The organism is Mesorhizobium sp. WSM4808 (genome assembly GCF_055811675.1).
Genome location: NZ_JBVVQX010000012.1, coordinates 76,748 through 98,170, shown reverse-complemented (window position 1 = coordinate 98,170; position 21,423 = coordinate 76,748). Strand labels below are relative to the sequence as shown.

General features: G+C 61.9%; 22 protein-coding genes. 19 read left to right on the top strand and 3 right to left on the bottom strand.

Features of this window, described 5'->3' with window-relative positions:
• Positions 1 to 42: 42 nt before the first annotated feature.
• Positions 43 to 315, bottom strand: a complete 273-nt coding sequence (locus AC0L2U_RS21620; protein WP_023809470.1) for a hypothetical protein — start codon at positions 313 to 315, stop codon at positions 43 to 45.
• A 208-nt stretch (positions 316 to 523) separates the two neighbouring features.
• On the opposite strand from AC0L2U_RS21620, the gene AC0L2U_RS21615 reads away from it, so the two are divergent.
• From AC0L2U_RS21615 to AC0L2U_RS21575, 9 genes are all read left to right on the top strand, one after another.
• Positions 524 to 1,630, top strand: a complete 1,107-nt coding sequence (locus AC0L2U_RS21615) for an NAD-dependent epimerase/dehydratase family protein (protein WP_127809664.1) — start codon at positions 524 to 526, stop codon at positions 1,628 to 1,630.
• Complete coding sequence (locus AC0L2U_RS21610; protein ID WP_128288173.1) at positions 1,627 to 2,700, top strand: NAD-dependent epimerase/dehydratase family protein; 1,074 nt, start codon at positions 1,627 to 1,629, stop codon at positions 2,698 to 2,700. Before AC0L2U_RS21615 ends, AC0L2U_RS21610 begins: the two co-directional genes overlap by 4 nt.
• Positions 2,697 to 3,989, top strand: coding sequence for a TIGR04295 family B12-binding domain-containing radical SAM protein (locus tag AC0L2U_RS21605; protein ID WP_127320997.1), 1,293 nt, complete (start codon positions 2,697 to 2,699; stop codon positions 3,987 to 3,989). Before AC0L2U_RS21610 ends, AC0L2U_RS21605 begins: the two co-directional genes overlap by 4 nt.
• Positions 3,974 to 5,074, top strand: coding sequence for a glycosyltransferase family 4 protein (locus AC0L2U_RS21600; RefSeq protein WP_473564124.1), 1,101 nt, complete (start codon positions 3,974 to 3,976; stop codon positions 5,072 to 5,074). The genes AC0L2U_RS21605 and AC0L2U_RS21600 overlap by 16 nt, the downstream gene beginning before the upstream one ends.
• A 2-nt stretch (positions 5,075 to 5,076) precedes the next feature.
• The gene (locus AC0L2U_RS21595) at positions 5,077 to 6,207 is read left to right on the top strand and encodes a CgeB family protein (protein ID WP_128288171.1); all 1,131 of its coding nucleotides are present in this window, start codon (positions 5,077 to 5,079) and stop codon (positions 6,205 to 6,207) included.
• Positions 6,204 to 7,298: a CgeB family protein gene (locus tag AC0L2U_RS21590; RefSeq protein WP_127809661.1), complete on the top strand. Its 1,095-nt coding sequence runs from the start codon at positions 6,204 to 6,206 to the stop codon at positions 7,296 to 7,298. Before AC0L2U_RS21595 ends, AC0L2U_RS21590 begins: the two co-directional genes overlap by 4 nt.
• Complete coding sequence (locus AC0L2U_RS21585; protein ID WP_473602647.1) at positions 7,295 to 8,398, top strand: CgeB family protein; 1,104 nt, start codon at positions 7,295 to 7,297, stop codon at positions 8,396 to 8,398. Before AC0L2U_RS21590 ends, AC0L2U_RS21585 begins: the two co-directional genes overlap by 4 nt.
• A gap of 23 nt (positions 8,399 to 8,421) precedes the next feature.
• Entirely contained in the window at positions 8,422 to 9,468 is a 1,047-nt protein-coding gene (locus tag AC0L2U_RS21580; protein ID WP_127398875.1) for a UDP-glucuronic acid decarboxylase family protein, read from the top strand.
• A gap of 94 nt (positions 9,469 to 9,562) precedes the next feature.
• Entirely contained in the window at positions 9,563 to 9,748 is a 186-nt protein-coding gene (locus AC0L2U_RS21575) for a hypothetical protein (protein WP_127809659.1), read from the top strand.
• Positions 9,749 to 9,757: 9 nt separating this feature from the next.
• Here the strand turns inward: AC0L2U_RS21575 and AC0L2U_RS21570 are convergent, their stop codons facing one another.
• Positions 9,758 to 11,500 carry a hypothetical protein gene (locus tag AC0L2U_RS21570; RefSeq protein ID WP_127399008.1) on the bottom strand — a complete coding sequence of 581 codons (1,743 nt, stop codon included), beginning with the start codon at positions 11,498 to 11,500 and terminating at the stop codon, positions 9,758 to 9,760.
• 155 nt (positions 11,501 to 11,655) lie between these two features.
• Between AC0L2U_RS21570 and AC0L2U_RS21565 the strand changes: the two genes are divergently transcribed.
• The 10 genes from AC0L2U_RS21565 to AC0L2U_RS21520 all read left to right on the top strand — a co-directional run bounded on the left by AC0L2U_RS21565 (position 11,656) and on the right by AC0L2U_RS21520 (position 20,655).
• Positions 11,656 to 12,759: an inositol-3-phosphate synthase gene (locus AC0L2U_RS21565; protein ID WP_127809658.1), complete on the top strand. Its 1,104-nt coding sequence runs from the start codon at positions 11,656 to 11,658 to the stop codon at positions 12,757 to 12,759.
• Entirely contained in the window at positions 12,756 to 13,352 is a 597-nt protein-coding gene (locus AC0L2U_RS21560; RefSeq protein ID WP_127320166.1) for a histidine phosphatase family protein, read from the top strand. Before AC0L2U_RS21565 ends, AC0L2U_RS21560 begins: the two co-directional genes overlap by 4 nt.
• Before the next feature lie 14 nt (positions 13,353 to 13,366).
• Positions 13,367 to 14,467: a CgeB family protein gene (locus AC0L2U_RS21555; RefSeq protein WP_127398006.1), complete on the top strand. Its 1,101-nt coding sequence runs from the start codon at positions 13,367 to 13,369 to the stop codon at positions 14,465 to 14,467.
• The gene (locus AC0L2U_RS21550; RefSeq protein ID WP_473564125.1) at positions 14,467 to 15,270 is read left to right on the top strand and encodes a sugar phosphate nucleotidyltransferase; all 804 of its coding nucleotides are present in this window, start codon (positions 14,467 to 14,469) and stop codon (positions 15,268 to 15,270) included. The genes AC0L2U_RS21555 and AC0L2U_RS21550 overlap by 1 nt, the downstream gene beginning before the upstream one ends.
• 2 nt (positions 15,271 to 15,272) lie before the next feature.
• The gene (locus AC0L2U_RS21545) at positions 15,273 to 16,034 is read left to right on the top strand and encodes a TIGR04290 family methyltransferase (protein WP_473602645.1); all 762 of its coding nucleotides are present in this window, start codon (positions 15,273 to 15,275) and stop codon (positions 16,032 to 16,034) included.
• Positions 16,027 to 16,959, top strand: a complete 933-nt coding sequence (locus AC0L2U_RS21540) for a glycoside hydrolase 5 family protein (RefSeq protein ID WP_127380957.1) — start codon at positions 16,027 to 16,029, stop codon at positions 16,957 to 16,959. The genes AC0L2U_RS21545 and AC0L2U_RS21540 overlap by 8 nt, the downstream gene beginning before the upstream one ends.
• Positions 16,960 to 16,965: 6 nt before the next feature.
• Positions 16,966 to 18,114, top strand: coding sequence for a glycosyltransferase (locus tag AC0L2U_RS21535; RefSeq protein WP_473602644.1), 1,149 nt, complete (start codon positions 16,966 to 16,968; stop codon positions 18,112 to 18,114).
• Positions 18,115 to 18,122: 8 nt separating this feature from the next.
• Positions 18,123 to 19,097: a GNAT family N-acetyltransferase gene (locus AC0L2U_RS21530; protein ID WP_473602643.1), complete on the top strand. Its 975-nt coding sequence runs from the start codon at positions 18,123 to 18,125 to the stop codon at positions 19,095 to 19,097.
• A 3-nt stretch (positions 19,098 to 19,100) separates the two neighbouring features.
• The gene (locus tag AC0L2U_RS21525) at positions 19,101 to 20,015 is read left to right on the top strand and encodes a class I SAM-dependent methyltransferase (protein ID WP_473602642.1); all 915 of its coding nucleotides are present in this window, start codon (positions 19,101 to 19,103) and stop codon (positions 20,013 to 20,015) included.
• 463 nt (positions 20,016 to 20,478) lie between these two features.
• Positions 20,479 to 20,655, top strand: coding sequence for a hypothetical protein (locus tag AC0L2U_RS21520; RefSeq protein ID WP_127809653.1), 177 nt, complete (start codon positions 20,479 to 20,481; stop codon positions 20,653 to 20,655).
• Here the strand turns inward: AC0L2U_RS21520 and AC0L2U_RS21515 are convergent, their stop codons facing one another.
• Positions 20,656 to 21,219 (bottom strand): sigma-70 family RNA polymerase sigma factor, encoded by a 564-nt coding sequence (locus tag AC0L2U_RS21515; protein WP_127326434.1) that lies wholly within the window; start codon positions 21,217 to 21,219, stop codon positions 20,656 to 20,658.
• Positions 21,220 to 21,423 lie beyond the last annotated feature (204 nt).

Below are 21,423 nucleotides of genomic sequence, written 5' to 3'. Positions count from 1 at the left end.
TCGAAAACTTGGCCGTACAGATAGGCCGCTTGACCGGCGTCATCAGCCCTTCTGATTGCGCTCGACGAATTTGTTGAAACGGCTGGCTTTCCCCTCACCGGTCTTGGCCTGATACAGAAAGGCCAGATCATTCTCGTCGAATATCCGGAAGAACTCGTCCCATTCGATGGGCTCGAATGCTTCCTCGGGCTCGCCGAAGTCGATCCGCAGTATACCGCCCTCGCCTTTGGTGCGCACCACCGCCGGCCGGCCGTCCCGCTCCTCGGCCCATTTGCGAATTTCGTCATGGTTGGTGGTCGTTTGCGACTGAGACATTGAAATCTCCTTTGATCGGCGTTGCCACATGGGACGCGCGGGCTGTCGGGCGTCCTAACAGCACAAGGGCGTCAATGTTCCAGCACAGCGCGGTGATCGCGGCGCCGGCTCCCAACGAAGCCGGCCAAAGGAACTTTGTTGAAGCAAAGGGAACAAACCTTTTGCCGAAAAGTTCGGGGCGCCGAGGTTACTTGTCTGAGGAGTCGTCGTGAAACGCATATTGGTTACAGGAGGCTGCGGCTTCATCGGCCGGCATGTCGCACAGGAACTCGTCGAGCAGGATTATTCGGTTCGCATCCTCGATGCCTTGCTGGAGCAGGTGCATGCGGGCGAAGCCGTCGCGCTTCCCGCCGGGACCGAGCTGATCAAGGGCGATGTCCGGGACCGGGAGGCGGTCGCCAATGCGCTGGAAGGCGTTGACGCGGTCATTCATCTGGCGGCGGAAGTCGGCGTCGGACAATCGATGTACGAGATCGCGCGCTATGTCGGCGCCAATGATCTCGGCACCGCAACGCTGCTCGAGGCGCTGATCAAGCACCCGGTCGAACGGATCGTCGTCGCCTCGTCGATGAGCGTCTATGGCGAAGGGCTCTATGCAACGCCAGACGGCCGGCGTATCGACAATGCTCGGCGCAAGGCAAGCGACATCAGGAGCGGGCAATGGAACCCGCTGTCGCCAGGTGGAGACGCCCTCTCGCCGCTGCCGACGGACGAAGAAAAGCCGGTCGATCTCGCCTCCATCTATGCGCTGACAAAATACGCCCAGGAACGCGCCGTGCTGATCTTCGGCGAGGCCTATGGCATCGATGCGGTCGCGCTGCGCCTGTTCAATGTCTTCGGCGCCGGCCAGGCGTTGTCGAATCCCTATACCGGCGTGCTGGCCAACTTCGCTTCGCGTCTCGCCAACGGCCAACGGCCAATGATCTTCGAGGATGGCGAACAGAAGCGCGATTTCGTCCATGTGCAGGACGTCGCCCGCGCCTTTCGCCTTGCTCTGCAGCAACGCCAGGCAAAGGGTCATGTCATCAACATCGGCAGCGGCCGCGCCTACGCGATCAGCGAAGTCGCGCGATTGCTGGCCGAGGCCATGGGGACACCGAACCGCTCGCCGGAACTGCTCGGCAAAGCCCGCTCCGGCGATATCCGCAACTGCTTCGCTGATATTTCCAAGGCCCGTGAGCTGCTCGGTTTCGAGCCGGTGCGGCAACTGGAGAATTCGCTCGGCGAGTTCGTTTCCTGGGTGCGTAACACGTCCGCCGTCGACCGCGGCGCCGACATGAAGCGCGAGCTCGAAGAACGCGGGTTGGTCTCATGAACACACGCAATCGACGCGACGCGCCGGTCGCCATCATCGGCGGCAGCGGCTTCATAGGATCGAACCTCGCCGACAGCCTGTTGTCGGATGGCGAGCCGGTACTGGTGATCGACAATCTCAGCCGTCCGGGCGTCGAGCAGAACCTTGAATGGCTGGCGCAAAAACACGGCGGTCGCCTCACGGTGGAGACGGTCGACGTGCGAGACGCCAACGCCCTGGCGCCTGTCTTGATGGTTTCGAAGGCAATTTTCCATCTGGCCGCGCAAACCGCCGTCACCACAAGCCTGGTCCAGCCGGGCGAGGATTTCGACATCAACCTTCGGGGAACGTTCAACGTTCTGGAGGCGGCACGACTGAGCGGCGAGCGTATCCCGGTGATCTTCGCCAGCACCAACAAGGTCTATGGCAGCCTGCCTGACGTCGCGGTCCGCGAGGACGGCGATCGCTATGTGCCTTGCGACAGCGTCATCCAGGCGCACGGCATCAATGAGGCTCGGGGCCTGGACTTCTGCACGCCCTACGGTTGCTCCAAAGGCGCGGCGGATCAGTATGTGCTCGACTATGCCAAATCTTACGGCATGCCGACGGCGGTGCTGCGGATGAGCTGCATCTATGGACCGCGCCAGTTCGGAACCGAGGATCAGGGCTGGGTCGCGCACTTCCTGCTCAGCGCGCTGACGGGACGCCCGATCACCATTTACGGCGACGGCAGGCAAGTGCGCGATATCCTGCATGTCTCCGATGCCGTTGCCGCCTACAGGGCCGTGCTCGATCGCATCGAGACCATCAAAGGCCAAGCATTCAATCTTGGCGGCGGCCCGGAAAATGCGGTCAGCCTGCGCAGGCTGTTGAGCGAGATTCATAGCCTGACCGGCCATGAGCTTTCAATCCGCCATGATGGGGAACGCACCGGCGACCAGCCCTTCTTCGTCGCCGACACCCGCAAGATCAAAACCGCGCTTGGCTGGATGGCCCATGTTTCATGGCGCGAAGGCGTCCGCGACCTCGCCGACTGGCTGCAGCGCCATCGGCTCGAGCCTCCCCCTGAAGCCGTGAGGTACGTCGCATGAAAATCGCTTTGGTAAACCCATTCTGGACCTACGACGACAGCATCTATTTCGGCTGCCGCCAACCACATCTGCCGCTGGAACTCGGCTATTCGAAGGCCCTGCTCGAAGCCGCCGGACATGAGGTGCTGATGCTGGATGGGCAGTTGCAGAGGCTCGATAATTCCGGTCTCTGCGAGCGGGTGGCTGATTTCGCCCCGGCTATGACCGTCGTCAGTACCGCCCCGACCTATCTGTTCTGGCGCTGCGCACCGCCGGAATTGCGTGTGCCGGCCGATTTCCTCAACCGTCTCGCCGGGCGCGGTGGACGCACGGTCGCGGTCGGGCCGCACGGCTCGGCGACGCCTGCGCCGACCTTGCGCAAGCTCGGCGTCGACATCGTCGTGCGCGGCGAATGTGAAGAAGTCGTCGAGCAACTTGCCCGGCGCGATGATTGGAGCGCCGTGCCCTCAACCGCTTATCTGCGGGATGCCAGGGTGGTTTCGAACGGAGGCGTCCACGCCAGCTCGTTTGTCGATCATCCGCCACTCGAATGGCCAGCGGACTGGATCGCAGCCCATTCGCACCACCATCACAGGTTCGATGACAATCAGGTGGGGTTCGGTGCGGAAGTCGAGGCATCGCGCGGCTGTCCCTACAATTGCAGCTTCTGCGCCAAGATCGATTTCCGTGATGCCTATCGCCGTCGAAACCACGAAGCGGTGGTAGCGGAGATCGATCGGCTGATTGCCCAAGGTGTCGGCTACATCTACTTCATCGACGAGATCTTCCTGCCGCAAAAAGCGTTGCTGGAAGCCTTGGTCGATCGCGATGTGAAATTCGGCGTACAGACCCGCATCGATCTGTGGAAGCCCGAGCTGCTGGAATTGCTGGGCGCCGCAGGCTGCGTCTCCATCGAGGCCGGTCTCGAAAGCCTGACCGTCGAAGGTCGGGCAATGCTGGCCAAGCGCTGCCGGCTGGGTACCGAGGAACTCGCCGCGCTGCTGGTCGACGCCAGACGTCACGTTCCATTCGTTCAGGCCAATCTGATCGGCGTGGTCGAGGATGATCCCGCCCTGGTCGAGCACTGGCGAACCCACCTGATCGACCACGGCGTATGGGCCAACGAACCTGTGCCGCTTTATCCGTATCCGAGTTCGCCCAGCTACCGCGAGCTTTGGGGCGAACCCGACGACCTTGCTTGGGAACGCGCCCATGACCACTACCTCGCATCTTTCCAGAAATTCAGTGACATCCAGGAGAGGCGGCCGCGGCCGCTGGCGGAACTGGAGGCGACATGTTGCGGACACTGACGCCGCGCTCGCGGCGCATCCTGATGACCGTCGATGCCGTGGGCGGCGTATGGCGCTATGCCCTTGATCTGGCAGGGGAACTTGTGAACGGCGGCGACAGCGTGGTGCTTGCCGGCCTCGGTCCGCAACCGTCAAGGCAGCAGGCCGAGGAGGCGGAGGCTTTCACGACGCTGATCTGGTTGAATACGCCGCCGGATTGGATGACCAGCAGCGGCGGCGACCTCGACGCGCTGCCGCGGGAATTGCTTGCGCCCATGCGCGACCACGCCATTGACCTAGTCCATTTCAACGCGCCGACGCAGGCATCGGGATTCGATGCGCCATGCCCAGCCGTGGTGGTCTCCCATTCCTGCGTGACGACATGGTTCCACGCCGTCAGGAAACAGGCGGTGGATGGCGCATGGGCCTGGCAGAAGGAGCGCAACAGGCGCGGCTTGGATCGGGCCGACGCAGTCATCGTGCCGAGCCGCAGCCATGCCGACATGCTTGAGACCTGCTATGGCCCGATCGCGCGTCTGAGTGTGGTCGGAAATAGTGCAAGTCCGGTGCCGAAGACCGAAAAGCGCCAACCGCTCGTCTTCGCCGCTGCCCGCTGGTGGGACGAGGGCAAGAATGCGGCGGTGATCGACCAGGCCGCGTCGCTGACGCAATGGCCCGTTTTTGCCGCCGGTTCGATGCACGGTCCCAACGGCGGGCGTACCAGCTTCAGCTATGCTGTTCCTCTGGGAGCACTGCCGTCTCACGAGGTGCGCTCCTTGATGGCGCGCGCCGGCATTTTCGTGTCGCCATCAATCTATGAGCCATTCGGTCTGGCCGCGCTGGAAGCTGCCATGTCGGCGACGCCCCTGGTGCTTTCCGACATCGCAACCTATCGCGAACTATGGGACGGGGCCGCGATGTTCTTTGACGCGCGCAATTCGCACGACCTCGCTGCCTGCCTCAATCGTCTCTCCACTGATGCCGAGCTCAGGCGAGAGCTCGGTCAGGCAGCCATGCGACGAAGCCGCCGGTTTACACTGGCCAGGCAAGCGGCGGCCATGCGAGGCGTCTACGACAAGGCGGCCCTGGCCATGGCGGGGCGCTGACCATGCGCTTTCTGTTCTACACCCACTCGGTCGTTTCCGACTGGAACCACGGCAATGCCCATTTCCTGCGCGGTATCATGCGGGAACTGGTCGCGCGCCGGCACCAGGCGGTCGCGCTGGAGCCGTCCGACGGCTGGAGCCGTTCGAACCTGCTGGCTGAGAAGGGATCCTTCGCCATCGAACGCTTCCGCAAGGATTTCCCAGAACTAATGCCGGTGACCTATGATGCCGGGTTCGATCACGAGGCCTGGATCGCTGAGGCCGACGTTGTGATCGTTCATGAGTGGACGGATCCGGAGCTTGTCGCACGCATCGGCCGTGCCCGGGCCGCTGGCGGCAACTTCATCCTTCTGTTTCATGACACCCACCACCGGGCGGTATCGGCGACCGAGGCAATCTCGGCGCTGCGGTTGGAGCACTATGACGGCGTTCTCGCCTTTGGCGAGGCCTTGCGCGAGAGCTATCTGCGCGCCGGCTGGGGCAAGCGCGTCTTCACCTGGCATGAAGCCGCGGACGATCGCCTGTTCAAGCCACACCCGGAGATCCACCCCACGTCCGATCTGGTCTGGATTGGAAACTGGGGCGACGATGAGCGGACCGCCGAACTCAAGGAATTTCTGATCAAGCCGGTGCGCGATCTCGGTCTCGATGCCACCGTGCACGGCGTACGCTACCCCAAGCCCGCACTTGCGGATCTGGCCACCGCCGGACTGCGCTATGACGGATGGATCGCCAATGCCGACGTGCCGAAGGCGTTCGCCGCGCATCGTGTCACCGTCCACATCCCGCGGCGCCCCTATCGTGAGGGTTTGCCTGGAATTCCGACGATCCGCATGTTCGAGGCACTCGCCTGCGGCATTCCGCTGATTTCAGCACCATGGTCCGATGTCGAGCAGCTGTTCAGGCCCGGCGTCGACTTCCTGTTCGCCCACAATGGCTCGCAAATGCGGCAACACCTGCGGGCGGTGTTGGCCGATGCGGATTTCGCGGCTTCCCTGGTGACTTCGGGTCTCGAGACCATCCGCTCGCGGCACACCTGCCAGCACCGCGTCGACGAGTTGTTCGGCGTGCTCATGGAATGCACAACCGAACATACCATCAACAAGACCACCGCAAAGGAAGCCGCCGCATGAAGATGGCATTCTATGGATCGAGCCTCTTGTCGTCCTACTGGAACGGTGCCGCGACCTACTATCGCGGCTTGCTGAAGGCGCTTGCCCAACTGGGCTACGAAATCACCTTCTATGAGCCCGACGTCTACGACCGGCAGAAGAACCGCGACATCGAGGCCCCTGACTGGTGCACTGTGGTCGTTTATGAAGCGACCCAGCACGCGTTGATGCAGGTCGCGGCACGCGCCGCCAGCGCCGACATCGTCGTCAAGGCGAGTGGCGTCGGTTTCGAGGACGAGGCGCTGCTGCGCGCCGTTCTCGACCATGCCCGCAGCGACGCGCTGGTGGTATTCTGGGACGTGGACGCTCCGGCAACCCTTGCCCAGTTGCGCGACGAACCGGACCATCCGCTCCATGGCGCCCTGCAAGAAATCGACCTTGTGCTGACCTATGGCGGCGGCGACCCCGTCGTCTGGGCCTACCGTGCCATGGGGGCGAACGAATGCGTGCCGATTTACAATGCGCTCGATCCTCAAACGCATCACCCGGTCGCCAGCAATGCGCGTTTCGCTTGCGATCTGGCGTTCCTCGGCAACCGGCTGCCGGATCGTGAGGCGCGTGTCGAAGCATTCTTCCTCGATCCCGCAAGCCAGTTGCCGAAACAGCGCTTTCTGCTCGGTGGATCGGGCTGGGGGGACAAGCCGCTTCCCGCCAATGTCGGCTGGCTCGGTCACGTTGGCACCCGCGATCATAATGCCTTCAACGTCACTCCCAAGGCCGTGCTGAACATCAGTCGCGACAGCATGGCCGTAAACGGTTTTTCACCGGCCACGCGTGTCTTCGAGGCAGCCGGCGCCGGTGCCTGCCTCATCACCGATGCGTGGCTGGGCGTGGAACTGTTCCTGAAACCAGGCGAGGAGATCCTGGTGGCGCGCGACGGCGGCGATGTCGCCGAGATCATGCACTCGCTGACCTCCAGTCGCGCAAAAGCAATCGGCCAGGCCGCACTTTGCCGCGTGCTGGCCGACCATACCTACGCGCTGCGGGCGGACGTGGCCGATGCCGTCTTCAAACGTCATTTCGAGCAGGGGACCGTGGAGGCAGCGGAATGACCAAGCAATTGGACATCGTCTTTCTCGGCCTGTCGCTGTCCTCGTCCTGGGGAAACGGCCACGCCACGACGTTTCGAGGCCTGCTGAAAGGTCTGCACAAACTCGGCCACCGCGTGACCTTTCTGGAGCGCGACGTGCCGTGGTACGCCAACCACCGCGATCTGCGCGATCCGGATTTCTGCGCCTTGCGCTACTACGAAACCACAGCGGAATTGCAACGCGACTACGCCCGGTGCCTGGAGCAGGCCGACATCGTCGTCATCGGCTCCTTCGTGCCGGAAGGGCGCGTGGTCATCGACATCGTCGCTTCATTTTGCAAGGGGCGCTTCTGCTTCTACGACATCGACACGCCGGTAACCGTGGCGCAGCTTTCAGCCGATGATTGCGATTACCTGAGCTGGCGGCAGATTCCGTATTTCGACGTCTACTTCTCGTTCACCGGCGGGCCGATGCTTGGCCGTCTGGTGGAGGAGTTCGGCGCGCGCCGCGCCGAACCGCTCTACTGCTCGGTCGACCCGGAACGGCACCACCGGACCGGCGATCCGATCCGCTGGGATCTCGGCTATCTCGGCACCTACAGTGCCGACCGGCAGGCAACGCTGAACGCGCTGCTGCTCGAACCAGCACGGCATATGCCGGACCGCCGTTTCGTCGTAGCCGGCTCGCAATACCCATCCGACATCATCTGGCCGGACAATGTCGAACGCATCGAACATTTGCCGCCGGCCGATCATGCCGCGTTCTACAGCCGTCAGCGTTACACGCTGAACGTCACACGCAGTTCCATGATCGCTGCCGGATGGTCACCCAGTGTGCGCCTGTTCGAAGCGGCTGCTTGCGGCACGCCCATCATCAGCGATCGCTGGCCAGGGCTCGACAGCTTCTTTCCCGCATCGGCGATCCACAACGCCGGGGAAACGGACGATGTCATCGAAATCCTCTTCGGCGAGTCCGAGCGCACACGCCTCGCCATGGCCCGCCGGGCCCGCGAACGCGTCCTCGCATCCCACACCGGTGCGGCCAGAGCCCGCGAATTCGTGACGGCGTTGACACAGCCAAGGGCGGCGGCCCTCAATTTCGACATCGGAAGCGCAGCATGACCGGCATACAGGAGAAAACGACGATGCGACAAAAAAGAAACGCGCAAAGGGCAAAGGCAGTGCTTGTTGCCGGCGGTGCGGGATTCCTCGGTTCGCATCTTTGCGAAGCATTGCTCCGCGACGGCTGGCGCGTGATCTGCGCCGACAATTTCCTGACTGGGCGCATGGAAAACATCATCTCGATCATGGATCAGCCGGGTTTCCGATTGATCGAGCAGGACATCTGCCGGCCATTGGATCTCGGCGAGCCCGTGGATCGCATCTACAACCTGGCATGCGCTGCCTCGCCGCCGCGTTACCAGGCCGACCCGATACACACCACGCGAACCTGCGTGATCGGCACGCTCAACCTGCTCGAACTCGCTGTCCGATATGGCGCGCGGCTGCTACAGGCCTCGACGAGCGAAGTGTATGGCGATCCGGAGCAACATCCCCAGAGGGAGGACTATGTTGGCCATGTGAACTGCACCGGCCCACGCGCCTGCTACGACGAGGGCAAGCGCACCGCCGAAACGCTTTGCTTCGACTATCTTAGAGCCGGCAAAGCCGACGTGCGCGTCGCGCGCATCTTCAACACCTACGGTCCGAGAATGGATCCGGCGGACGGCCGCATCGTCTCAAACCTGATCATGCAGGCGTTAGAAAAACGTCCTCTGACGATCTTCGGCGACGGCTTGCAAACGCGGTCCTTCTGCTATGTCTCCGATCAGATCGATGGATTGAGGCGACTGATGGATATCGATCCCAATCCGGGCAAGCCGGTCAATCTGGGCAATCCCGGAGAATTCACCATCGTGCGACTGGCGGCACTGGTGAAGGCGATGACCGGCACCAAATCGGATTTGAGATTTCTGCCGCTGCCGCAAGACGATCCTCGGCGCAGGCAGCCCGATATTTCGCGTGCAAAAGCGCTGCTCGGCTGGACGCCGAAGGTGCCCCTCAATGAAGGGCTCAAGCTGACGATCGATTATTTCGCGGCGCTCGAAGGCAGTCGCATCGGCGATCAGATGACAGGCTTTGCCAAAAGAGCGAGGCCGGCATCCGGCGGGCTACAGAACCTTCCGGCGTGATGCGAGACGGCCGCCGAATCTTTCCCGAGATCGCGCGGAACATCCGCCCCAGCTTGTGGTTCGGTGGGAGGACCAGATACGGAGGATCATCCTCATGCAACCCAAGCGACCCACGAGGGATATCGACCAGATGGCCGAACGCGAGACGGCTGCCTATCTGCGGCGCGCCTCGATCACCTATCTCGAGTGCTGCGTCAGCTTGATGATGACGCATCTGCAGCGCGAGGAAGTGGCCGCTATTCTCGAGAAGGAAGCAGACATGCTGCGAAGGCTGGACTGATCGGAACGATCATATCAGGCATTCGTCCAGGAATCCTATCAGTCGCATCCTATATCGGTCTGCCGTCGCGGCGAGCCTTGCTTTTTCCCGGCCATTTTCGGATTGCGCAGCCGTGCTCCAGAGCCCGAGCTGGAATGCCAAATAGCACGGTTCGAAAAAGCCGATGTGGCAGTTGTCGATGGCAAGCTTCATTCCTTGGACCAGGGTCCTCACATCGCTGTCGGATAGCCCGTACTCGACACGGGCGCCGGCAATGTCCCACTCTATTGGCTGGCAGCCGATCAAATCGTGTGCCCGGCAATGGTCGACGGCATCTGTCTTAAGCACCCTGCCGTCGGCGCGAACGAGAAACTCCCATGGTTGGAGCTTTCCATCGATTTCAACGCGCTGCAGCCCGCTCGCGGGGGCCTGTTTCGAGAGCCAACCGCGCAAGGCTGCCGCGCGTTTTTCGCCCAAGGCTTCCGACGTATTGGAAACAGCCATCTCCGCGAGTGCAAGCAATGATGCACCCGGTTCGCAAGTTCGAAGATTGAGCGCACGCCAGGCCAGGTAATTTGTGAACTCCGCGATCAGTCTTTCCCTGGGTAGCGGCGCCTGATCCATCGTGGTGCCGTCAATCCACCGTTCAACCAGAAAGCCATGGCAAAGCGCGACAACTTGCGATCCGAACTCGGCTTCATGCAACATCGTCGCGGTTCGTTTCTTGCGCCGTCCGGTTTCGCCGAGGCCCGCGAATTTGACGAGCCAGCGGTCACGCCCGGCGGACGCCAGGAATTTACGCCGCTCGGTACCGCGAGGGCTCGGCGGCCAGCGCCCTTCGTCGGCGTAGTGGGCGGCCCGCCACTCGCCGCCAGATAGCTCGGTCAGGCCTAATTCCGGCCTGCCGACCGCCTCGGCCACCCAATCGCGCAACGTGGGAATTTTCGAGCTTTCGGAGAAGGTGCATTCAAACGCCGTCGCCACATGCTTCGGACAGCGCGACCATGTCTCCCGAGCCTCCCGCGACGCTTCGATGCCCGGGCCGCCTGAATGGCTGGGAAACAGGTGAATGCGGTCCGTATCGATACCCAGTTCACGCAGCCACATGATAACGGCATGCATCGAACTGCCGGACAGGCCAGGACCCTCGTCGACAACGGCGAAACGCGCCGACGGATTGTTCATCCAAGTGGCGATCGACTGCGGATCGGCGTTGATATACCTGCGGAAGGGATGGCCGATCGGGCGAACGCTGAACGGTGCCGGCGCACCAATCGAGGCCGCCACCATAGCTGCCAGCCCGAGGCCGATGCTGCGGACGCCGATCACACATGTGTTCGCATCGAGACCCGACTTCTGCGCCGCGTCCAAATAGCTTTCGGGATAAAGCGCATAGTGCGCATAACCCTCGGCAGAGCCGGTCACAACCTCGGCCTTGCAGTCGAGCCCGGCCAGCTGTTTGAGAAGTCCCGGATCGATGCCACCGCCGACGCCGAAACCGCTTTGCCACGACTTCGCCACCTCTGCCGCAAGTCCGACCAACAACCTGGCGCCTTGCTGTTGTCGCGGCGAAAAGATGTCGATGCCGCTGGTTTGGAAATCGACATCGGCAAGCGCCTGAACCAGCTCCGACACGCTGATGAATAGTCCGACCAATGCAGCATGGCGTTGGACGCCATGAGACATCCGATCCAGGCTTTCGGCCATTTCGTTTGCTGCTTCCCGAAGCTGCTCTGCGCTCTCGGTCTGCCTGTGGTCGCCGTAGACGATCATCGATCGGTTTTCCAATGTTGCCGTGCGGCAACGCATCGAATGCAGCTTCGATCCATGCAGTCTCGCGCAATTTTTCGATGGGCGGAGGAACATTCCGGCACGCTGATGGTTCGGCGCCAGGAACTTACCTTTGAACAACATAGGGTGGCGGTTTCGTGGGATCGAAAAAGGTTCGTGTTGGTATCGTTGGGGTCGGCAACTGCGCATCCTCCCTGGTGCAGGGCCTCTCCTTTTATCGTCACGCGAAAAGCAACGAACCAATCCCTGGGCTGATGCATGCCGACCTAGGCGGCTATCATGTCGACGACATTGAGATTGTCTGCGCATTCGATGTCGCCAGGAGCAAGGTTGGCCGCGACGTCGCGGAAGCGATCTACGCCGCCCCGAACAACACGTTCCGCTTCGCCGACGCGCTGACAACCGGCGTTCGCGTCGAGCGCGGGCCGACGTTGGACGGGATCGGTAAATATCTGCGCGACGAGATTGAAGAAGCTCCGGATCCCGTAGCCAATGTCAGCGAGATCCTGCGCGACAGCAACGCTGACGTGCTGGTTTCCTACCTGCCGGTGGGTTCTGAGGAGGCAACTTGCTTCTATGCCGAATGCGCGCTCGAGGCCGGCTGCGCCTTCGTCAATTGCATACCAGTTTTCATCGCCTCACGCCCGGAATGGCGCCGGCGCTTTGAGCAGCGAGGACTGCCGCTGGTCGGCGACGATATCAAGAGCCAGGTCGGCGCGACCATCGTGCACCGGCTGCTGGCCAATCTCTTCCGCGAACGCGGCGTACGCATCGACCGCACCTATCAGCTGAATTTCGGCGGCAACACCGATTTTCTCAACATGCTGGAACGCGAGCGGCTGGAATCGAAGAAAATCTCGAAGACACAGTCCGTGGCCAGCCAGTTCGATGTTCCCCTGGAGCCAGGCAATATCCACGTTGGGCCCAGCGACCACGTACCGTGGCTGACCGATCGCAAGTGGGCCTATATAAGGGTGGAAGGCACGACTTTCGGCGGCGTGCCGCTCAACGCCGAGCTCAAGCTGGAAGTCTGGGATTCGCCCAACTCGGCCGGCGTGGTGATCGATGCGGTACGCTGCGCCAAACTGGCGCTCGATCGCGGCATGGCCGGAGCGCTGACCGGTCCCTGCAGTTATTTCATGAAGTCGCCTCCCGAACAGTTCACCGACGCCGAAGCGCGGCAGCGCACGCTTGCGTTCATCGCCGGCAAGGACGAGCCTTTGCTCGATGCCGCGGAATGACGACGACCTTCTTTCTGATCCGCCATGCGGCACACGACAATGTCGGCTCCTATCTGGCAGGCCGTATGGACGGCGTTTGCCTCGGGGATGCTGGTAAGGCGCAGGCAACGCAGCTTGGCTGCCGCATGGCCCGGGAGCCGATTGCAGCGATCTTGTGCAGCCCGCGCGAGCGGACCCGGGAGACGGCCCTGCCAATCGCGCTCGCCTGCGGCGTCGGGGAAATCGCGATCTGTGCCGAACTCGACGAGATCGACTTCGGCGACTGGTCGGGAAAGACCTTCGATGAGTTGAGCGGCAACGCCGGCTGGCGAGCCTGGAACGACCAGCGGCAGGAGGCCAGGACACCAAACGGCGAAACCATGCTGGATGTCCAGCAGCGCGTCGTCGCGGTGATGAACGCTGTCCACGAGCAGCATCAGAATCAGTGTGTCGCCCTGGTCAGCCACGCCGATGTGATCAAGGCCGCCGTTTGCAAAGTCCTTGGCTTGCCGGCCGGCGACTGCTTTCGCTTCGACATCGATCCCGCCTCGATCACCACGATCGTGTCGGGCGACTGGGGGGCGAAGCTGATCCGATTGAACGAAGTTGCCTGACGAGGATTTGCCGGATGCAGATGGTCATTTTCGGTCTTACCGTCACGTCTTCATGGGGTAACGGCCATGCCACCTTATGGAGGGGACTGATCAGAGCCCTCGCCCGGCGCGGCTGGTCCATCACCTTCTTCGAACGCGACACACCCTACTATGCCGGAACGCGCGATGTTGATCATCTGGACGGCGGCAACATCGTGCTCTATCCGGACTGGGAGGATATCCGCCGGGTCGCGGAGCAAACGATCAAACGATCGGATGTCGTTATCGTCACCTCTTATTGTCCCGATGCCGTGGACGCCTCGCGGCTGGCGCAGCAGGCAGGGCGCGGACTGCGGGTCTTCTACGATCTGGACACTCCGGTCACGCTTGCCCGCATCGAACAAGGTGAGCGTCCACCCTATTTCGGCCCCGAGGGTCTTGCCGATTTCGACCTCGTCCTGAGCTACACAGGCGGCTCGGCGGTCGACGCGCTGAAGGCGGTTCTGGGCGCGCGTCACGTGGTGCCGCTCTATGGGCATGTCGATCCGGATCAACACCGGCCGGCTACGCCGCGGGCCGAGTTCAAGGCCGATCTCTCCTATCTCGGAACCTACGCGCCCGATCGCCAGGCGGCCGTCGAGAATCTGCTGGTTCGCCCAGCTGCGCGCTTGGCGGACCAGCGCTTCATCATCGGCGGCGCACAATATCCGCAGGAATTCCCGTGGAGCGACAACATCTTCTTCGTCAGGCACCTTCCGCCGGCCGATCACCCGGCGTTTTTCTCATCCTCTCGTCTGACACTGAATGTGACCCGCGAGGCGATGGCGCAAAAGGGCTGGTGCCCTTCGGGCCGGTTGTTCGAAGCAGCGGCATGTGGAGTGCCTATCGTAACCGACACATGGCCGGGCCTAAGCAGCTTCTTCGAACCCGGCAGCGAGATCCTGCTGGCCCACGACACCGATGACGTGGTCGCGGCGCTCGCCTTACCCGCAGGAGAACTCGATGCTATCAAAACCCGTGCGCGCCAACGGGTTCTCGACGAACACACTTCTGGCCGGCGCGCGGCGGAGCTGGACCAGATTCTAAACGACGCCTTTCAAAGATCTCCCGGCGAACCGATGATGGAAGCAGTCTGATGTTGGGCATTGTGCCCGCTGCCGGGCGCGGCAGCCGCATTCAACCGCTCGGCTTCTCGAAAGAGCTGCTGCCGGTCGGCAGCCGGATCGATGGACAGACCGAGCGTCCCTGCGCCGTGAGCGAGTATCTGGTGCGGCGGATGGTGCACGCTGGCGTCGACAAGATCTGTTTCATCATTGGATCGGGCAAATCCGACATCCTCGAATATTACGCTGCCGGCTATGGTGAGGCCGCGGCTCTCTTCGTGGTGCAGCCCATTCCCGTTGGACTTTGCGATGCGATTTTTCGGGCAGCGCCTCTCGTCGCGTCCGATGAGGTCGTCCTGGTCGGCCTTCCCGACACGATCTGGTTTCCCGAGGACGGCTTCTGTCATTTGCCTGACGATCAGCTTTCATTTCTGCTCTTCCCGGTGGATCGTCCCGAATTCTTCGACGCCGTCGTTGTCGATGACCACGAGCGCGTGATCGAAATCCAGGTCAAGCAACAGGACGCCGCCACGAACTGGGTTTGGGGTGCGTTCAAGATGCCGGGCCAGATCCTGCATCAGCTTGCGGCACTCTGGCGTGAACGGGAATGCCGTGACGAATATATCGGCACGTTGGTCAACGCCTACCTTGCGGCCGGAGGTCAAGCCTCCGGCATCAAGGCTGGGTCCGCCTATGTCGATGTCGGCACTTTCAACGGCTATCGCACGGCCCTGCGGCTGCTCGAGGACGGCGCCGCACCCGTCCATCACCAACCCGCCACGATTATGCCAGGTGCCCGTTCGCATGTGCCTGTCGTTCCCGGCGAAGGAGCCTGATCATGCTGCATTCCCATGCCGAAATCCGCCGCCGTATCGATGCTCTCGGCCCATGGTTCCACAACATGGAACTGGCGGGTGTCGAAACCGCTCCCAACCATTTTCTCGGCAATTATCCGCTGATCAAATGGCGCAAATTCGCCGAGGCCATTCCCGCCGATCTGACAGGCAAGACGGTGTTGGATATTGGTTGCAATGCCGGTTTCTATTCCATCGAGATGAAACGGCGAGGTGCTGCCCGTGTCCTCGGCATCGATTTCGATGAGGCCTATCTGGCGCAGGCCCGCTTTGCCGCCGAGATCGCCGATTGCGAGATCGAATTCCAGAAACTTTCTGTCTACGACGTCGGCGCCCTGCGCGAAACATTCGATGTCGTGCTGTTCATGGGGGTGCTTTATCACTTGCGCCACCCCTTGCTCGCGCTCGACCTTATCCGTGAGCATGTCGCCGGTGACCTGATGATCTTCCAGTCCATGCAGCGCGGCAGCACAGATCTGCCCGAGATGGAAGAGAACTATCATTTCTGGACGCATGACCTGTTCGACAGGCCGGAATTTCCCAAGCTCCATTTCATCGAGCACCGCTATGCCGATGACCCGACCAACTGGTGGATACCCAACCGCGCCTGCACCGAAGCGATGCTGCGCAGCGCCGGTTTCGAGATCGTTCTGCACCCCGAACAGGAGGTCTATTTCTGCCGCACCGCCGGCGACGCGGCCAGTGGGGGGCCCGTCTACCCCTCGAAAGGACAGCGCCATGATTGAAGCCGCGATGATCTGGAACGAGCCCAACAACAAATCGCATTGGGATCCCGAGCTCGATCCCGATTGGAGCCGCTTCGCCAGGATGGCAATCCTGGCGGCGGACGCAATCGCCTCTGAAAACCCGGCTTTGACCAAAGTGCTCGGTGGCATCTCGCCGATAGATCCGGGGTTCATCACCCGCATGAAGGAGTTCGGCGTGCTGGACCATGTCGACGCCGTCGCCGTGCACGGCTTTCCCCTCGACTGGAATCTGTGGCAGATCCAGGAATGGCCGCAGAAGATCGGCGAGATCGCGACCGTCACCGATCTTCCCATCTGGGTCAGCGAAGTCGGCGTATCGACCTTCGGCGCCGAGGAAATCCAAGTCTGGGGGCTCAAGCGCACAGCTGAATTGCTGCTCGGCAATGCGCCACGCATCCAGTGGTACAGCCTCTACGATCTTCCGCGTGAATGGGAAGCAACGACGCGTCACCGCGAAGCCGAGGGCTCCTCTTACTATCGGCATTTCCATATGGGGCTGCTACGCCAGGACGGCACGCCAAAGCCCGCGCTGGAGGAATTCCTGCGCCATACACCCGCAATGGGCCTGGTGCAGTGGTTTCATTTCGAAGACCCGCGGCTGGACGATGCCGTCGCCTGGATGAAGCGGCTGGGTGTCACCAATATGCGTACCGGGCTTTCCTGGGCGGACAGTTTTCGGCCGAATGCGCTGGACTGGTTCGACAGGCAGATGGAAGCACTCGCCGATTTCGATGTGACGGTCACCTTCTGCTTCACACCTCAGCACCGCGGAATGATGCCCCACCACACCAGCCCGCCCCTGGTGCCGGAGGAGTTCGCTGAATTCTGTTCAACCATGATCCGCCGCTATGCGCCTGGCATGACATCCGCCTCGCTCCCCACGCAGCGGGCCTCGGCCGCGTGAAATGTCATGCTGCCCATGCATCAGATGCAGGACTTCGCGACGCCGTTGACAGGTGGAGATACGGCGCGGGGCAACGAGACTCGACCAGGCGAGACACTCACCGTCCTCAATGTCGCCTACCCTCTCGCGCCCGTCGGCCCCGACGCTGTCGGCGGTGCCGAACAGGTTCTGTCGATGCTCGATCGGGCACTGGTTCAGGCCGGTCATCGATCTATCGTCATTGGCTGCCGAGGCTCCAGAACGAGCGGCACGCTTGTGGAAATACCGGCCGAAAACGGCGTACTCGACGAGGCGGCGAAGAGCCGCGCGCAACAGGCCCATCGCGAGGCGATCGCGGCTGCCCGTGCCCGATGGCCCATCGACGTGGTTCATCTGCACGGCATAGATTTCGACGCTTATCTGCCCGACGATGGTCCGACCTTGGTGACCCTCCACCTGCCATTGGATTGGTATCCGGCCGCGGCATTGCGCCCGACGCGCGGTGACCTCTGGCTCCATGCGGTCTCGCCCACCCAGCAGAAAACCGCGCCATCAGACGCCCGGCTGACGGCGCCGATTCCGAACGGCGTTGACATCGAAGCACTGACCCTGCTGCAGTCGAAGCGCGACTTTGCCCTTGTTCTAAGCCGGGTTTGTCCGGAAAAGGGCGTCCACCTGGCGCTCGACGCAGCCAAACAGGCAGATGTGCAACTGGTCATCGGCGGCAAGGTCTATCCCTATGAAATGCATACGCGGTACTTTCGCGATGAGGTCCAACCTCGCCTCGATGGCCGCCGCCGCTTCCTTGGTCCGCTCGGCTTCATCGCCAAGCGACGCATTCTCAATGCAGCGCGCTGTCTGGTCATTCCGAGTCTCGCAGCCGAGACCAGCTCGCTTGTGGCCATGGAGGCCCTCGCCTGCGGTACCCCGGTGGTCGCCTTTCCAAATGGTGCGCTTCCCGATGTCATAGAGCACGGCAGAACGGGCTTTCTCGTCGACACGGTCGACGAGATGGCCCAAGCCATTCTTGCGGCGCCCAGCTTGGATGCCGAGACATGCAGGGCCGAAGCGCGACGGCGGTTTTCGCTGGAACGGATGATCTCGTCTTACATGGACGCCTATCAGGCGCTGGCACACCTTGGCAGTGGTCGCCGGCGCTTCGCGGCGACGCCGTGAGCTAAGCTGTGCTGCGCAGCGAAATCATCGGTGACCTCGCACAATTGGACGCCTTGACGCCGCACTGGTGGAAACTGTGGCAGCAGAGTCCCTCGGCGACGCCGTTTCAATCTCCCGCCTGGCTGGTGCCGTGGTGGCACGCATTCGCACCTGGTGAACTGGCGACGGTCGCGGTCTGGCGTGGCGACGATCTGGTCGGGCTGGCGCCATTCTATCTCGAGCATGGGATATCCGGTTCGAAGCTGCTTCCGGTCGGCATTTCGCTCAGCGATTATCTGGACATTCTGGCTGTCCCTGGGAGCAAAGCCGAGGTCGTCGACATTGTCGCCGAGTCGATCCTCTCGATCGGGTGGGCGCAATGGATCTTGTCGGACTTGCCGCAGGACAGCCTCTCCCTTGCGATGACGCATCCCGAGATGGATTGGCCGACCGCCCATGCCGCCTGCCCCGTGCTCGCCCTCGCCGGCGACGAAACGCTTGCAGGCTGCGTCCCCGCAAGACGCAGACGCCAGTTGCGTCGGGCGCGTCAAGCCGCATCAAGATGCGGCCGGATCGCGCTGTTGTCGGCAAGCGGCAGTCCGCAAACTTTCCTCGATCAATTGATCCGCCTGCACAATATGCGCTGGGCCGAACAAGGAGGCGGTGTGTTGGCCAACGCCGCCGTCGAGCAATTCCATCGGCTCTCACTTCCCTTGCTCGACGCTCACGGTCTGGTGCGATGCTGGCTGTTCGCGATCGATGGCGGAACCGTCGGCGCCTATTACGGATTTCACCACCGCGGCCGTGCCTATGCTTATCTCGGTGGTTTCGACCCTGCTTATGCCGAGGAGAGTCCAGGTGCGATCCTGATTGGCCACGCAATCGCGGAAGCGATCCGCGAAGATGCGCGCGAGTTCGATTTTCTGCGCGGCCAGGAGGCCTATAAATATGGCTGGGGCGCCGTCGACAGGTGGACGATGCGCAGGGTCTGGACGCGGAGTTGATGCATGAGTGTAACCGCACCGAAAGCCGCCCGGCGCACGACATCGGTCAGGCTGGCGGTTGAAGACTGCATGGCCGATGGCATTTGCGCCGAAGGTGTTCTCGTCAGGCTGGCGCTCCACCTGCCGCCCACAATTGGAGCGGCGGAATTGGCGGAGGTCGTGCTGAAGGTCCAGCCGGCGGATGCCGGCGACGCAGCAAGGCTGCGAAAGGTCGCCGGACTGCTGCGCTGCAAACCAGACGTCTTCGCCATGTTGCGGGCAACGGGTGGCGCCGTTCGGCATGAGCGCGATGAGGACGAGACGAATGTCGCTGTCGTCATGCGGCTGGCCTCCAGCTTCGATGCCGCGGCAGCGATTTCGGGAGCCGCGAGTGTCCAACTGGCATCCCTCGGCGATGAGGCAAGGCTCACAGTCACGACCAACGAAATCGTCGCATGGCTGGAAGCGCGAGAATTCACCGGAAGGGAACGGAGCATTCTCGACATCGGTTGCGGCATCGGCCGTTTCGAGCGCGCGCTGTGCAAATCCTTCAAGCGCATGGTCGGCATCGACATATCGCCGAGGATGATCTCCATCGCCTCCGAGCAATGCGCCGCACTCGGCAATGTCGAGTTGCGACAAACCTCCGGTCTCGATCTGTCCGAATTCGCCGACGCCAGTTTCGATTGCGTGCTGGCGGTGGACAGCTTTCCCTATCTGGTTCTGGCCGGCATGGCTGATCGGCATTTCGACGAAATTGCGCGCGTTCTGAAACGGCCGGGCTGGCTCGCCTTGCTGAACTATTCCTATCGCGGATCACTTCTCTCAGACCGCGATGATATCGGCCGTCTGGCGCAAGCTCATCAATTGCGGGTCCTCATCGACGGCGAGAAGCCGTTTCGGTCGTGGGATGGCAGCGCCTTTCTGCTCGCTGGGTGAAGCGGAACATTACAGCGCGATGCCAGTTCGGACGTCGAACAACGGGCACCGACGAGTGTACCCTATTTGAAGGAGGATAATCATGGCATCCGGCGGTAAAAAACAATTCGGCCGCAGCAGCCAGGCAAGAGTGCCGGCGCCGGCGCGATGACCTCCCTGGAGAGGGACAAGATCGAAGAAAACGCGGTCTTGTCGAATCGCAACAAGAAGCAGCATGGCCAGGAGCGCGGGCTGGACGGCAATCGGATCAAGCCCGATCAATATCAGGATCACGCCGCTGACCGATTGCCTAGGGATTGAACGCCACCGCCGCGCGTCCATGGCCCGGGACGACGAAGGAGCAGCAAGGAAATAAATCTGTGCAAGGGGCCGCTGGTGAGCTTCTTGGCGGCGGACACCGCCTTGTAATGCCAGGCGCTTATCACCACACTAGGATCAAGGGACCCGCTATCAAGAGAATGTGATGTCTCGTTCGAGCGACGATACCCCGGATCCGCATGTCGAGATGGCTGTGGATCAGGAGATTGCTTCCCTGCTGGCCGCCATAGAGCAGGAAAAAATTCCAGACCGCCTGACCAAGCTGGCGATCGAATTGCAGAACGCGCTCGTCGGGAAACGTCGGCGCGACGTGAAGAACTGACTATCTCCGGCCGTCGACCTCGACATCGAGCTGACCATCCGACAGCTGGTTTCGTCTTTCCATCAATGTCTGCAGCGAACTCTCCCCCAGGAATTCAAGGATGTTGGCGCGCGCACGGTTCAGGCGGCTTTTGACCGTCCCGACCGCGCAACCGCATATGTCGGCGGTTTCCTCGTAGCTCACTCCCAAAACACCGATCAGCATCAGGACCTCGCGTTGGTGTTCAGGCAGCCTTTGAATGGCGCCGTGAACTTCCTTGCTCTGAACGGTCCATTCCTGGGTGGCTTCCGAAATTGGTCTCGAAGACGCGCAGTCGAGCAAGCCTGGCGATTCCCGGGCAGCGATCTTGACCCGGGTATAATAAGTGTTGCGCATGATGGTGAAGAGCCACGACTTCATGCGCGTACCGGGTTCGAACTTGTCGATGTTGGCGAGACCCTTGGTCAGTGTCTCCTGCACGAGATCGTCGGCGTCGTCGGGGACGCGGCAGAAGGTGCGCGCGAATGCCCGCAGAGCAGGTATCAGGTCAACGATGGAAACTTCATTGGTTTCCTGGTCGGCCAAAAGGCAGCCTCCGGATGACAATGGTCCAGCTCCCAGAAGAAAGAGTGTGTGAACGCAGCCCCAGCTAAATGCATGGAAGTTTGGTTCGTTCCTCCTGCTGGAGGCAACTCTTCATAAATTCTGCGCAGGCGGAGATATCTGTCATCCGATTGGCGCGCACCATCGCCGCAGCAGTCACGGCTCCACCGACAGCGGTGTCTTCAG

Bases quoted from the DNA above. Each gene is read 5' to 3' on its own strand.
- AC0L2U_RS21620 (WP_023809470.1), bottom strand. From the start codon at position 315: ATGTCTCAGTCGCAAACGACCACCAACCATGACGAAATTCGCAAATGG.
- AC0L2U_RS21610 (WP_128288173.1), top strand. From the start codon at position 1,627: ATGAACACACGCAATCGACGCGACGCGCCGGTCGCCATCATCGGCGGC.
- AC0L2U_RS21605 (WP_127320997.1), top strand. From the start codon at position 2,697: ATGAAAATCGCTTTGGTAAACCCATTCTGGACCTACGACGACAGCATC.
- AC0L2U_RS21600 (WP_473564124.1), top strand. From the start codon at position 3,974: ATGTTGCGGACACTGACGCCGCGCTCGCGGCGCATCCTGATGACCGTC.
- AC0L2U_RS21595 (WP_128288171.1), top strand. From the start codon at position 5,077: ATGCGCTTTCTGTTCTACACCCACTCGGTCGTTTCCGACTGGAACCAC.
- AC0L2U_RS21590 (WP_127809661.1), top strand. From the start codon at position 6,204: ATGAAGATGGCATTCTATGGATCGAGCCTCTTGTCGTCCTACTGGAAC.
- AC0L2U_RS21585 (WP_473602647.1), top strand. From the start codon at position 7,295: ATGACCAAGCAATTGGACATCGTCTTTCTCGGCCTGTCGCTGTCCTCG.
- AC0L2U_RS21580 (WP_127398875.1), top strand. From the start codon at position 8,422: ATGCGACAAAAAAGAAACGCGCAAAGGGCAAAGGCAGTGCTTGTTGCC.
- AC0L2U_RS21575 (WP_127809659.1), top strand. From the start codon at position 9,563: ATGCAACCCAAGCGACCCACGAGGGATATCGACCAGATGGCCGAACGC.
- AC0L2U_RS21570 (WP_127399008.1), bottom strand. From the start codon at position 11,500: ATGATCGTCTACGGCGACCACAGGCAGACCGAGAGCGCAGAGCAGCTT.
- AC0L2U_RS21560 (WP_127320166.1), top strand. From the start codon at position 12,756: ATGACGACGACCTTCTTTCTGATCCGCCATGCGGCACACGACAATGTC.
- AC0L2U_RS21555 (WP_127398006.1), top strand. From the start codon at position 13,367: ATGCAGATGGTCATTTTCGGTCTTACCGTCACGTCTTCATGGGGTAAC.
- AC0L2U_RS21550 (WP_473564125.1), top strand. From the start codon at position 14,467: ATGTTGGGCATTGTGCCCGCTGCCGGGCGCGGCAGCCGCATTCAACCG.
- AC0L2U_RS21545 (WP_473602645.1), top strand. From the start codon at position 15,273: ATGCTGCATTCCCATGCCGAAATCCGCCGCCGTATCGATGCTCTCGGC.
- AC0L2U_RS21540 (WP_127380957.1), top strand. From the start codon at position 16,027: ATGATTGAAGCCGCGATGATCTGGAACGAGCCCAACAACAAATCGCAT.
- AC0L2U_RS21535 (WP_473602644.1), top strand. From the start codon at position 16,966: ATGCTGCCCATGCATCAGATGCAGGACTTCGCGACGCCGTTGACAGGT.
- AC0L2U_RS21525 (WP_473602642.1), top strand. From the start codon at position 19,101: ATGAGTGTAACCGCACCGAAAGCCGCCCGGCGCACGACATCGGTCAGG.
- AC0L2U_RS21520 (WP_127809653.1), top strand. From the start codon at position 20,479: ATGTCTCGTTCGAGCGACGATACCCCGGATCCGCATGTCGAGATGGCT.